General features: G+C 70.6%; 11 protein-coding genes and 1 tRNA gene. 6 read left to right on the top strand and 6 right to left on the bottom strand.

Annotation, left to right across the window (positions count from 1 at the left end; all coding sequences use genetic code 11):
* A complete protein-coding gene (der, locus tag AC3B5L_RS11175; protein ID WP_232089245.1) occupies window positions 1–1,473 on the top strand; it encodes a ribosome biogenesis GTPase Der in 1,473 nt (490 codons plus the stop codon).
* Window positions 1,474–1,535: 62 nt separating this feature from the next.
* On the top strand, window positions 1,536–2,483 hold the full coding sequence (locus AC3B5L_RS11170) for an NUDIX domain-containing protein (RefSeq protein WP_259954755.1): 948 nt from the start codon (window positions 1,536–1,538) through the stop codon (window positions 2,481–2,483).
* 258 nt (window positions 2,484–2,741) lie between these two features.
* Here AC3B5L_RS11170 and AC3B5L_RS11165 read toward each other — a convergent pair whose 3' ends face one another.
* The 5 genes from AC3B5L_RS11165 to AC3B5L_RS11145 form a co-directional block, all read right to left on the bottom strand.
* Window positions 2,742–4,157, bottom strand: a complete 1,416-nt coding sequence (locus tag AC3B5L_RS11165) for an HNH endonuclease signature motif containing protein (RefSeq protein ID WP_259954756.1) — start codon at window positions 4,155–4,157, stop codon at window positions 2,742–2,744.
* 39 nt (window positions 4,158–4,196) lie between these two features.
* Entirely contained in the window at window positions 4,197–4,571 is a 375-nt protein-coding gene (locus AC3B5L_RS11160; protein WP_187661841.1) for an RNA-binding S4 domain-containing protein, read from the bottom strand.
* On the bottom strand, window positions 4,571–5,239 hold the full coding sequence (locus AC3B5L_RS11155) for a lysoplasmalogenase family protein (protein ID WP_259954758.1): 669 nt from the start codon (window positions 5,237–5,239) through the stop codon (window positions 4,571–4,573). Before AC3B5L_RS11155 ends, AC3B5L_RS11160 begins: the two co-directional genes overlap by 1 nt.
* Before the next feature lie 62 nt (window positions 5,240–5,301).
* Window positions 5,302–5,757, bottom strand: a complete 456-nt coding sequence (locus tag AC3B5L_RS11150) for a hypothetical protein (RefSeq protein WP_259954760.1) — start codon at window positions 5,755–5,757, stop codon at window positions 5,302–5,304.
* On the bottom strand, window positions 5,754–6,362 hold the full coding sequence (locus tag AC3B5L_RS11145) for a GNAT family N-acetyltransferase (protein ID WP_259954761.1): 609 nt from the start codon (window positions 6,360–6,362) through the stop codon (window positions 5,754–5,756). The genes AC3B5L_RS11150 and AC3B5L_RS11145 overlap by 4 nt, the downstream gene beginning before the upstream one ends.
* Before the next feature lie 107 nt (window positions 6,363–6,469).
* On the opposite strand from AC3B5L_RS11145, the gene AC3B5L_RS11140 reads away from it, so the two are divergent.
* Window positions 6,470–6,546: transfer RNA gene (locus AC3B5L_RS11140), tRNA-Pro, on the top strand.
* 99 nt (window positions 6,547–6,645) lie between these two features.
* On the opposite strand, the gene AC3B5L_RS11135 is transcribed toward AC3B5L_RS11140, so the two are convergent.
* Complete coding sequence (locus AC3B5L_RS11135) at window positions 6,646–7,284, bottom strand: TetR/AcrR family transcriptional regulator (protein WP_259954763.1); 639 nt, start codon at window positions 7,282–7,284, stop codon at window positions 6,646–6,648.
* A 72-nt stretch (window positions 7,285–7,356) separates the two neighbouring features.
* On the opposite strand from AC3B5L_RS11135, the gene AC3B5L_RS11130 reads away from it, so the two are divergent.
* From AC3B5L_RS11130 to AC3B5L_RS11120, 3 genes are read left to right on the top strand one after another with little or no spacing between them, the layout of a single operon-like run.
* Window positions 7,357–8,400, top strand: a complete 1,044-nt coding sequence (locus AC3B5L_RS11130; RefSeq protein ID WP_259954765.1) for an agmatine deiminase family protein — start codon at window positions 7,357–7,359, stop codon at window positions 8,398–8,400.
* On the top strand, window positions 8,397–10,118 hold the full coding sequence (locus tag AC3B5L_RS11125; RefSeq protein WP_490095750.1) for an amidase: 1,722 nt from the start codon (window positions 8,397–8,399) through the stop codon (window positions 10,116–10,118). The genes AC3B5L_RS11130 and AC3B5L_RS11125 overlap by 4 nt, the downstream gene beginning before the upstream one ends.
* Window positions 10,115–11,218 carry a C45 family autoproteolytic acyltransferase/hydrolase gene (locus AC3B5L_RS11120; RefSeq protein WP_259954769.1) on the top strand — a complete coding sequence of 368 codons (1,104 nt, stop codon included), beginning with the start codon at window positions 10,115–10,117 and terminating at the stop codon, window positions 11,216–11,218. Before AC3B5L_RS11125 ends, AC3B5L_RS11120 begins: the two co-directional genes overlap by 4 nt.
* The last annotated feature ends 6 nt before the right edge of the window (window positions 11,219–11,224 follow it).

The raw sequence follows: 11,224 nt of genomic DNA, 5'->3' as shown, positions 1-11,224 counted from the left end.
ATGGACCAGCTCGACGAGCAGCTGGCCGAGCAGCGCGCGGAGACCCTGCGCGCCGGCCTCGCCGACTACGAGCTGGACGACGAGGACGCGGAGCTCCTCGCGGGCATCACCCTCGGCGAGGACGGCATCCAGTACAGCCCCGCGCTGCCCGTGGTGGCGATCGTCGGGCGGCCGAACGTCGGCAAGTCCGCGCTCGTGAACCGCATCCTCGGCCGTCGCGAGGCCGTCGTGGAGGACACCCCCGGTGTCACCCGCGACCGCGTCACGTACAAGGCCGAGTGGAACGATCGCCGCTTCACGGTCGTCGACACCGGCGGCTGGGAGCCCGACGCCCGGGGCATCGACCGTTCGGTCGCGGCACAGGCCGAGGTCGCGATCGACCTGTCCGATGTCGTGCTGTTCGTCGTGGACGCCATGGTGGGCGCCACGTCGACCGACGAGCACGTTGTGAAGCTGTTGCGCAAGAGCGGCAAGCCGGTCTTCCTCGTCGCCAACAAGATCGACGACGGGCGTCAGGAGCCGGAAGCGGCCGCCCTGTGGAACCTGGGTCTCGGGGAGCCGCACCCGGTCTCCGCGATCCACGGTCGCGGTGTCGCGGACCTGCTCGATGCCGTGCTGAAGAAGCTCCCCGAGGTGTCCGCCGTCGCGAAGCAGGAGATCGGCGGCCCGCGCCGTGTCGCGATCCTGGGGCGCCCGAACGTCGGCAAGTCCTCGCTGCTGAACAAGGCCGCGGGGGAGGAGCGCGTGGTCGTCAACGACCTCGCCGGCACGACCCGTGATCCGGTGGACGAGGTCGTGGAGCTCGGCGGCAAGATGTGGCGCCTGGTCGACACGGCCGGTATCCGTCGCCGCGTGCACATGGCGCAGGGTGCGGACTTCTACGCGTCGCTGCGCACCTCCGCCGCGCTGGAGAAGGCCGAAGTGGCCGTTGTGGTGCTCGACGTCTCCGAGACGATCAGCGAGCAGGACGTGCGGATCATCGACCTCGTTCTCGAGTCCGGCCGCGCGCTCGTCCTGGCGTTCAACAAGTGGGATCGCCTGAACGACGACGACCTGGAGAACGCCGACCGTCGCCGCTACCTGGAGCGCGAGATCGAGCAGGACCTCGCGCATGTCGCGTGGGCCCCCCGCGTGAACATCTCGGCGAAGACCGGTCGTCACCTCGACAAGCTCGTCCCGGCGCTGGAGACGGCGCTGGAGAACTGGGATCGCCGGATTCCCACCGGCAAGTTCAACGCGTTCCTCGCCGAGCTCGTCGCCGAGCACCCGCACCCGGTGCGCGGTGGAAAGCAGCCGCGCATCCTCTTCGGGACCCAGGCCTCGACCCGTCCGCCGACGTTCGTGCTGTTCACGACAGGTTTCCTCGACCCGGGCTACCGCCGATTCATCCAGCGCCGCCTGCGGGAGCTGTATTCGTTCGAGGGCACTCCGATCGTGATCAACATGCGGGTGCGGGAGAAGCGTCAGCGCTGACTCGTTGCCGCGCATGTCGCGGCGGTGGCGCCGGAGCCCCGATGCTGTGAAAAGCTGAGGGGGTGACTGTCGTACCTCCCGCCGCCGGTGAACCGCGTCGCCCCGAGGGGCCTCGCGATCCGGGCGACGCCTGGGTGGTCGCCGACACGGGCGAGCGGTACTGGGGGCGCTTCGGCGCCGCAGGTCTCCTCGCCGTCGACGCGGAGCGCGGCATCCTGCTGCAGCATCGCGTCGCGTGGAGCCACTTCGGCGGCACCTGGGGTCTGCCCGGGGGAGCGCTGCACGAGGGTGAGGCGGCCATCGTCGGTGCCGTGCGCGAGGCGCAGGAGGAGGCGGGAGTGCCGGATGGTGCGGTGCGGCCCCGCTTCACGAGTGTGCTCGATCTCGGCATCTGGTCGTACACCACCGTCGTCGCCGATGTGCGCACGCCGTTCGACCCCGTGATCAGCGACCCGGAGAGCGTCGCGCTGTCGTGGGTACCCGTCGAGGACGTGGAGGGGCTGCCCCTGCACCCCGGCTTCGGCGCGGCGTGGCCGATGCTGCGAGCTCAACTGTCGGCTCATCCGGTGGTCGTGGTCGACGCTGCCAACGTCGTGGGGTCGGTCCCGGACGGTTGGTGGAAGGATCGCGCCGGAGCGGCCGCACGACTGCGCGACCGACTGACGGGCCTCTCCGTGCCCGCGGACGACCTCGGACTCGCCGGCGACGCCTGGTTTCCGGAGGTGTCGCTCGTCGTTGAAGGTCGCGCGCGCGACATCGCGGAGGCCTCCGCCGAGGGATCACCTGCGGATGCCGCGGCCGCGGAAGCCGGCGTCGCGAGCCTGGCCCTGGACGTCGTGCGCGCGGAGGGCGCCGGTGACGACGCGATCGTGGCCGAGGTCGAACGCCGGGTCGCGAGCGCGTCGCCGGTTCTCGCGGTGACCAGTGACCGCGAGCTGCAGTCCCGCGTCGAGGCCGCCGGGGCCCAGGTGCGCTCGAGCGGCTGGCTCCTCCGCCTCCTCGACGCTTAGCCCGCGGCGGGCTGTTCGGGGACTCACCCCGGTCGGCTCGGGGGGGGGGGGTCTGCTCGTTCGGCCGTCCGGGTCTGTCTCGATCGACTCTGGGGTGTGCTCGTTCGGCCGTGGGTCCGTCTCGATCGGCTCTGGTGTGTGTTCGTTCGCCGTCGGGGTCTGTCTCGGTTGGCTCTGGGAGTCCGCGCGGACGCGAGGCATGGGGCGCTGTACTGTCGACGCTTGCGCTGCGCGGGCAGTCGAAGCGACCCGAGAAACTCAGACGAACGCGACCCGACGCGGGGCGTGATCGGTGTGGATCGCGCCGAGGGGACTTCGCCATTCGAGAACCCCGCCGGAATGCTGACGCACCGTCCAGCGCTGAGGCTCCGGGATATCGGGGTGTTTCAGCACATGGTGTCCGCGGCAGAGATGCGCGAGGTTGTCGACGCGGGTCGGACCGCCCTTCGCGTGATCCCAGGTGTGGTCGATGTCGCAGCGGTGTACCGGCTGGCGGCATCCGGGGAACCGGCAGTGCTGATCGCGGGCTCGGAGCAGTCGGCGCATGCTCTCGGTCGCGCTGTACGCGTCCGTCTCGACAACCTGGCCGTGCGGATCGAGGAACAAGCGCGTCCACCCCCCGTCACGTCCGGCCAGAGCGCGGGCGATGTCCGGGTGCAGGGCGCCGTGTCCGTCCAGTTCGGCCGGACGGTCGTCGAGACCCGCGAGGGTCGTCGCCGCCACGGTCACCTGCAGGCGCCCGCGTACGCCGGCCAGGCCCTCGCCCTCGACGGCGCTCGGATCGGCGGTGAGGAGCAGATCGGTCAGCAGGTCGGCCTGCACCTGGCTCCAGGTGCGGGTGTCTGAGGGGGCCGATTCGGCCTCGGGGTCGAGGGCGAAGGTGCCGCCATCGGTGCTGGAGATCGTGGTGTCCGGCCGAGGAGCGCCGCACGAGTGATCCGTCGCGACGTTCTGAGCAGTCAGCAGATCGTCGTGCGTCGGAGTCAGGGGAGGTGTCGCTCCGCCCGCATCGCGGGCCTGGATCACCGTGCGGGTGAGCTGACTCAGCCGGTCGGCGATCGCCACGGCCGCCCATTCCGGGAGGATCGCCGTCAGGACCGCGAGGCCGTCGTCGACCGATCGCACCGTGACGCAGCGCTCGTCTGCGGCGCGGCGGTGTCGCTCCGTGATGGTCTCGCCGACCAGAGCGGAGGCTACGCGGCGGGCATGCACTCGCGTGCGCGCTGCAGTCTCGGCCTCGGCGACGACGAGCACCGCCGTCTCGAACAGCGCCATCGTCTCAGGAGCGACGACGCGGTTGCGGATGGCCTCGGCCACGATCGCGCTCGCCCGTGCGATCTCCCGGACATGCGCGGAGCTCAGAGCCCCGGCGTGGAAGGCCTGCCGCACGCGGGGGAGCGCCGTGCTCAGGGCGAGAGCGTCGGCGAACGCGAACTCCATGGTGCCGGTCGAAACACGCCCCGCCGCGGCGAACTCGGCGACCATAGAGCGGTGGATGGCGTCGCGGTGATGCGGGGCCGCCGCCACGTCTTCATCGTGGAAAGCGATCTGCGCGACCAACAGCTCCGCGGCCTCCGCCTCCAGCACCGCGATGCGCCGGCGAGTCTCCGCCCAGGCATCACGCACGCGTCGCCGCTCCTCCAGGTCGAGGTCTGCGGTCGGCGGGTTCGTCATACCTCGAGTTTAGAACCTATGTTCGAATGAAGGAAGGGTTCAGTCCTGTTGTATATCGCCCCGTCCGCGGAGGCGATCGATGTCTCGACGCTCCCGCTTCGTAGGTCGTCCGGCGCCGCGGTCCCGGACGCCGAGGGCTGCCTGCGGCTCGCGTTCCGGCGTTCGGTCTTCGTACGCGAGGGCGGCCAGCGGCGCGCCCACACGCTTGACGAGGATCTGGCGCACGATCAGGATCCGATCGAAGCCCGCGATGCGGATGCGGAGCTCGTCGCCCACGCGAACTGCCTGCGCGGCCTTCGCCTTGTCGCCGTTGACGCGCACATGCCCCGCGCGGCATGCGGTGGTCGCCGCTGACCGGGTCTTGTAGACGCGCACCGCCCAGAGCCAACTGTCCACCCGCGCGCTGTCGACCATCAGGCGGCCCTCCGCTGCAGGGAGACGAGCGCGCCCGCGACGATCAGCCCCTGGCCGAGCGTGTATGTCAGCATCACGGCGGGGCTGCTCCAGGCCGGGAGGGCGTCGGGGAGGAAGAGTCGGAAAGCGAGGATCGTGTCGCTCGCCAGGAAGAACGCGCCGCCCGTCACGACGAGCGGATGGCATCGTGCGGCGAACGCGGCGGTGCCCGCGAGGAGCAGGCCGTACAGCGCGACCCCGATGAGGAGCGGGCCCGTGTGCGGGCCGAGAAGGAGGATCATCGCGAGCCACCAGGCGGCATAGATCGCTGTCCACCACGGCAGGCGGCGGCGCGCCAAGTGGCGGGCGAAGAGGACGATGTAGGCGATGTGCGCGAGACCGAAGAAGCCCAGCATGAGCGGAAGCTCGGGGGCCGCGGGGAACAGCGCGCCCGCGCCGTCACCCAGCCAGGAGAAGAGCAGGGCGATGAGGAGGAGGGCCACCGTGACGGGCGGGTGGATCCGTCGCGCCGCCACGAGGACCGGCACCGCGAGCAGCGGCATGAGCAGCAGCTTCGTCGGCCCCGCGAGGTCGTGGCCGAGCGCGAGAAGCACAACGTGCAGGAGAGAGACCACGACGTACGGCACGAACGCCCACACGATCGCGGGAGGGAGGGTGCGGCGCTGCATCCCTCCATCGTATGACCGGAGGGGCATGTCGTCTCGAAGGCGGTCGATCGGACCGGGCCGACTCAGGACTCGACGGTGACCGTGGCCACGGCGCCCTCGCCATCGAGGTGCACGGCGGGCCAGTAGCCCTCCGGGAAGTGCTCGCCGCAGGTGTCCGTGAAGTGGAGGACGACGGTGCCGTCGGCTCCGGCCTCGATGGTCTCGAGCTCCAAGTCGTCGGCCGCCTCGTCGAGCTCGGCGGGGCCGGGGTCTCCGGTGCTGAACGTCGTGACCACGGCGTCCGAGGCGACCCGGCGCAGTCCCGGGAGCGCGGCGACGACCGTGCGCAGCCGGGGGAGCAGCGGCGCGACCTCGTCCGGCGACGCGCCCTCGACCATCAGCTCGTAGGTGCGGCCCTCGACCTCGACGCCGCCGACGAACCAGTCGTGGGTGAGGACGGAACCGTCGTCGAGTTCGGAGGTCGCCCGGTGGAGCGGTCCGAGGTCGGGATCATCGAGAGAGGGGTTCGCGGCGCTCATGCCTTCACGCTATCGCTCTCGTTCGGTGTGATTTCCAGGGCGACGAGCACGCGCCCCGGCTTCATCACCGCCTTCTCCTCGAAGCCGGCGCGGAGAAACGTCCCGAGTGTGCCGTGGTACAGATCGTTCGCGCGCTTCTTCTCGCCGCGGGTATCGACCGGATAGCCCTCGATGAGGCGGGCGCCGGACTCCCGCGCGAAGGCGATCGCGGCATCGAGAAGCTCCGCGTTGAGCCCGGTGCCCCGATGCTCCCTGCGGACGACGAAGCAGGTGACCGCCCACACGGACTCGTCGTCGAACGGCTCGGTGCTCGACGCGGCGATCATGCGGGTGCGGGGGATCCGGGCCTGACGGGTGCGCGGTCCGATCCGGATCCAGCCCGCGGCCTCGCCGTCGACGTACGCGACCAGTCCCGGAGGGGGACCCTCGTCGATCTCGGCGCGGAACATCTCGGTGCGCTGAGGCGTGGTGGTCTGATTCCAGTCCTTGTTCGGCAGCACCGGCCAGATGCACTGGCAGCTCGCCCCGTCACCGCCGCCGGTGAGCGCGTGCTGCACGTCATCCCAGCGGGCGGTCGTCGCCAGCGCGGTCGTGATCGTCGACATGCAGGCGACGGTACAAGCAGCTTCCGACACCCCGCAACGCCTCGGTTCGCGAGAGGCCTCCGGTGCGGCTAAGATAGGGGAGTTGCCTGCGCGAGAGTGCAGAACAACGGGCTGTGGCGCAGCTTGGTAGCGCACTTGACTGGGGGTCAAGGGGTCGCAGGTTCAAATCCTGTCAGCCCGACCATTTGAGGGCCGGAATCTCGCAAGAGGTTCCGGCCCTTCTGCCTTCCCGGGATCGCCGAGGGCACGAAGAGGGCACGCCTTATGCGGCCCTCCGCGGCCGTCAGCGCGTGGGAAGGAGCTCCGCGATCGTCCCCTGGGGCGCGCCGACCAGAGTCTCGCAGGCCTGTGCCAACCGGGCGGCGAACAGCGCGGCGTCGGTACGGCGCGTCAGCGCATGCGCTGCGATGCCGTCGATCATCGCGAGGATCTGCCAGGCCACGGCATCCGTGTCATCCGTGCGGAACACGCCGGAGCGCCGGCCATCCTCGATGAGCTGCGCGATGAACGACTGCCAGGCGCCCATCTGTTCGTCGATGGCCACCGACAGCGCCGTGCTGCCGCGGCCGAGGGACCAGGCATCCACCCACACGAGCGTGATGTCGTCATGATCGCTGCTGAGTACCGTGGAGATCATCCGCGCCATCCGTGCCGCCGGCTCGCTCTCGGTCTCGGCCTGGGTGCGGACGTCGTCCAGTTCGGATGCCGTCAGCTCGCGGAAGGTGCGCGCGACCAACTCGTCCATGCTGGATGCGTAGTGCGAGACGAGCCCCGGCGCCACCCCTGCCCTGCTGGCGACCGCCCGCAGCGTCAGCGCGGACAGTCCCTTCTCCCTGGCGATCGCGATCGCGGCGTCGTTGATCTCGCCGGCGCGCTGCTCCGGCGTCTTCCTGGTTCGTGGACGCGTATCGGATGTTGACATGGTGCCTCCAGTGTAGGAACATTCCTGTATTGGTCATGTGACCAACAAGCCGTTGTCGGCAAAGGAGATGACATGGGCTGGCGGATGCCGCACGAGGGCGCACGGCACGAACGCACCTGGATGGCGTTTCCGCGCGTGGGCGTCACCCTGGGCGACGGTGCTGCCTGGCGCGACACCGCGTACCGCGCGTGGACCGACGTCGCTCTGGCGATCGCCGAGTTCGAACCGGTCACGATGGTCGTGGACCCGACCGAGATGGCGCGGGCGCGGGACATGCTCGGCTCGGCCGTTGAGATCGTCGAGTCGCCGCTGGACGAGTTCTGGATGCGCGATTTCGGCCCGACCTTCGTCCTCGACGACGACCGGCCGGGCTCCCTCGGCGCGGTCGACTGGATCTTCAACGGCTGGGGTGCGCCCGCATGGGCCGAGTGGCAGGTGTCGGCCGACATCGCACGCATCGTCGCCGCACACGTCGGAGCCGAGCACATCAGTTCGGTGCTCGTGAACGAGGGCGGCGGCATCCACGTCGACGGCGAGGGCACGGTGCTGCTCACCGAGACCGTGCAGCTCGACCCGAACCGCAACCCCTACGCCGACAGAGGCCGCGTCGAAGCCGAACTCGCACGCACGATCGGCGCGACCACAGCCATCTGGCTGCCGCGAGGCCTCACGCGTGACTACGACGAGTTCGGCACCAACGGGCACGTCGACATCGTCGCCGCGTTCGCCGCTCCGGGCCGGGTGCTGCTGCACCGCCAGGACGACGCGGGACACCCCGACCACGTCGTCACGCGGGAGCTGAAGGCGTTCCTGCAGGACCAGACGGATGCCGCGGGCCGCCCGCTCGAGATCATCGACGTCCCGGCCCCCGAGACCCTCCGCGACGACGAGGGCTACGTGGACTGGAGCTACATCAACCACCTCGTGGTGAACGACGCCGTGATCGCCTGCGGGTTCGGCGAGGACGCCGCCGATGCCCGTGCGCGGGACATCCTCGGAGCCGCGTACCCCGGGCGACAGATCGTGACCGTCGACGCGCGCCCGATCTTCGCGCGCGGCGGCGGCATCCACTGCATCACCCAGCAGCAGCCGGCCACGAGCGAGGTGCCCGCATGATCGACGTGGTCGAAGCATCCATCGCGGACCTGCGGCGAGCGCTCGAGACCGGTGCGGCTACGAGCGTCGCGCTGGTGCAGGCTTATCTCACCCGTATCGACGCGTACGACGCACCCGGCACCGAGACCGCGCTCAACGCGGTCGTCGTCCGCAACCCCGACGCCCTCGCCGAAGCCGCGGCGTCCGATGCCCGCAGGGCGGCCCGGCACTTGCTCGGCCCGCTGGACGGCATCCCGTACACGGCCAAGGACAGCTACCTCGTCGCAGGGCTCACCGCGGCATGCGGTTCCCCGGCGTTCGCGGATCTGGTCGCGCAGCGGGACGCGTTCACGATCGAACGGCTCAGGGCCGGCGGGGCGATCTGCCTCGGCCTGACCAACATGCCCCCGATGGCGAACGGCGGGATGCAGCGCGGTGTGTACGGACGGGCGGAGAGTCCGTACAGCGCCGACTGGCTGACCAGCGCATTCGGATCCGGCTCCTCGAACGGATCGGGCACCGCGACCGCCGCGAGCTTCGCTGCCTTCGGACTCGGCGAGGAGACCTGGTCGAGCGGTCGGGCGCCGGCGTCGAACAACGCCCTCTGCGCATACACGCCCAGCCGTGGCGTCATCTCGGTGCGCGGCAACTGGCCACTGGTGCCCACGATGGACGTCGTGGTGCCGCATACCCGTACCATGGCCGATCTCTTCGAGGTGCTCGACGTGATCGTCGCCGATGACGCCGACGTCCGCGGCGACTTCTGGCGCGCCCAGCCGTGGGTGCGTACTCCTGCCGCATCCGAGGTGCGTCCGTCGTCGTACCGAGACCTAGCCGCGGCCGACCCTCGTTCCGTTCTCGCCGGCCGCCGCTTCGGTGTGCCGCGCATGTACGTCAATGCCGATCCGGATGCCGGCACCGGCACCACCATCGGAGGCGCGACCGGGCAGGGCATCGTGACCCGGGCGTCCGTCATCGACCTCTGGGAGCAGGCGCGCCGAGACCTCGAAGACGCCGGCGCCCACGTGGTCGACGTCGACTTCCCGGTCGTCACCAACTACGAGGGCGACCGCGCCGGGGCGCCGACCCTGAGCACCAGGGGACTGGTGTCCGAGCGGTTCCTGCGCTCCGAGATCGAGGATCTCTCCGCCTGGGCGTGGGACGACTTCCTGCGCGCGAACGGCGACCCCGCGCTCGATCGGCTCGAACTCGTCGATGGCGCGCGCATCTTCCCGCATCCGGGAGGTGCCCTCCCGGATCGCTACACCGGCTTCGATGACGAGATCGCCGGGTATCCGGCCCTCGTCCGCGAGCGCCCGTACGCCTCATTCACCGACATCCCGCATCTCGAGGAGGGTGTGCGCGGGCTCGAGGAGACCCGCCGCGTCGACCTCGAGGAGTGGATGGACGCGCTCGGCCTCGACGCCGTGATCTTCCCCGCCGTCGCCGATGTCGGCCCCGCCGACATGGACGTGAACCCGGCATCCGCCGACGCGGGGTGGCGCAACGGCGTGTGGGTCGCGAACGGCAATCTCGCGATCCGTCATCTCGGCATCCCGACCGTCACGGTGCCGATGGGCACGATGGCAGACATCGGGATGCCGGTGGGTCTGACCATCGCGGGCCGCGGCTGGGACGACACCGCCCTGCTGCGCCTCGCCGCCGCGTTCGAGGCGACCGGCGATCGCCGCACCGCGCCGCCGCGCACTCCCGCTCTTCCCGGAGAGGAACTCTCGTGACGTCGCCCTTCCCGCGCCCGGAGCGGCGCCTGCAGATCACGGCCGATGCCGCGGATCCGCTCCGGCGCGGCGCCGAGCGAGGCATGCAGCTGCGCGCGGCTCTGCCCGGCACGATCGCCGCGTATGATCGGCTCTTCCGCCTCGGCGCCGTCGACGAGAAGACCGTGCGCGACGACGCCGAGCGGCTGCTCGACGCGGTCGACGCCCACCGTCCGGCGCTGCGCGCGCAGATCGAGGGCATCGCCGCCGGTGCGGACGTCGAGATCTGGCGCGTCGCAGCATTGAACGGCCGCACGGAGATCCTGTCCCGCAGCGTCGCCGTACCGCCAGGAGAGTGCTCGACCATCGTGCGCTCGATCCGCGATGCGGACGGCCGCGCGCGCACCCTCGGCGTGCAGACGTGGGACTGGCACATGGAGATCGCGCCGTACTGGCACACGATCATCTCTCGCGGCGGTGTCCACGACTATGCCGGGCTCACCGAATGCGGCATCCTCGGCAAGATCGGCGTGAACAGCGCCGGCGTCGCGCTGCACTTCAACATCCTGGGGCATCGGTCCGACCGGCCCGAGGGCATCCCGATGCACGTGCTCGCCGCTCTCGTGCTCGAGGAGGCCTCCAGTGTCGCGCACGCCGTCGAACTGGTGCGCGAGGCGCCGGTCACGAGCTCCGGCTCGTTCGCGCTCTTCGACGCCGCGGGCGACGCCGTGCTGCTCGACATCAGCCCCGAAGGCGTGTTCTCCGCGCCCGCCATCACCGAGGGCACCTGGCTGCGCACGAATCACTTCCTCACCGAAGAACCAGCGGCGCACGAGAAGACCTGGCTGTACCAGCCCGACTCCGGTCAGCGCTGGGACTTCCTGCGGGGCCGACTGCTGTCGGCCGGCGCACCGACGGATGCCGAGCAGCTGCGCGCGATGCTCGTGACCGGCGACGGCGAGCCTCCGGTGACCTGCCTACCCGACCTCGCGCTTCCGATGGGACAGCGGTGGGCCAGCCTGGCCACTGTCGTGCTCGACCCCGTCGGTCGTCGGGCCGACGTGCTCGACGGCACTCCGGCTGAAACCGCCACCCGCCCGCATCTGACGCTCGCGCTCTGACCCGAT

This window comes from Microbacterium sp. C-MGS6, assembly GCF_058140415.1.
Note: the sequence above shows the minus strand (reverse complement) of the source record. Positions and strands in the feature narration are given on the sequence as shown.

Excerpts from the sequence above, each read along its gene's own strand:
- der (WP_232089245.1), top strand. The coding sequence starts at position 1 with ATGGACCAGCTCGACGAGCAGCTGGCCGAGCAGCGCGCGGAGACCCTG.
- AC3B5L_RS11165 (WP_259954756.1), bottom strand. The coding sequence starts at position 4,157 with ATGACGAACCCGCCGACCGCAGACCTCGACCTGGAGGAGCGGCGACGC.
- AC3B5L_RS11160 (WP_187661841.1), bottom strand. The coding sequence starts at position 4,571 with ATGGTCGACAGCGCGCGGGTGGACAGTTGGCTCTGGGCGGTGCGCGTC.
- AC3B5L_RS11155 (WP_259954758.1), bottom strand. The coding sequence starts at position 5,239 with ATGCAGCGCCGCACCCTCCCTCCCGCGATCGTGTGGGCGTTCGTGCCG.
- AC3B5L_RS11150 (WP_259954760.1), bottom strand. The coding sequence starts at position 5,757 with ATGAGCGCCGCGAACCCCTCTCTCGATGATCCCGACCTCGGACCGCTC.
- AC3B5L_RS11145 (WP_259954761.1), bottom strand. The coding sequence starts at position 6,362 with ATGTCGACGATCACGACCGCGCTGGCGACGACCGCCCGCTGGGATGAC.
- AC3B5L_RS11135 (WP_259954763.1), bottom strand. The coding sequence starts at position 7,284 with ATGTCAACATCCGATACGCGTCCACGAACCAGGAAGACGCCGGAGCAG.
- AC3B5L_RS11130 (WP_259954765.1), top strand. The coding sequence starts at position 7,357 with ATGGGCTGGCGGATGCCGCACGAGGGCGCACGGCACGAACGCACCTGG.
- AC3B5L_RS11125 (WP_490095750.1), top strand. The coding sequence starts at position 8,397 with ATGATCGACGTGGTCGAAGCATCCATCGCGGACCTGCGGCGAGCGCTC.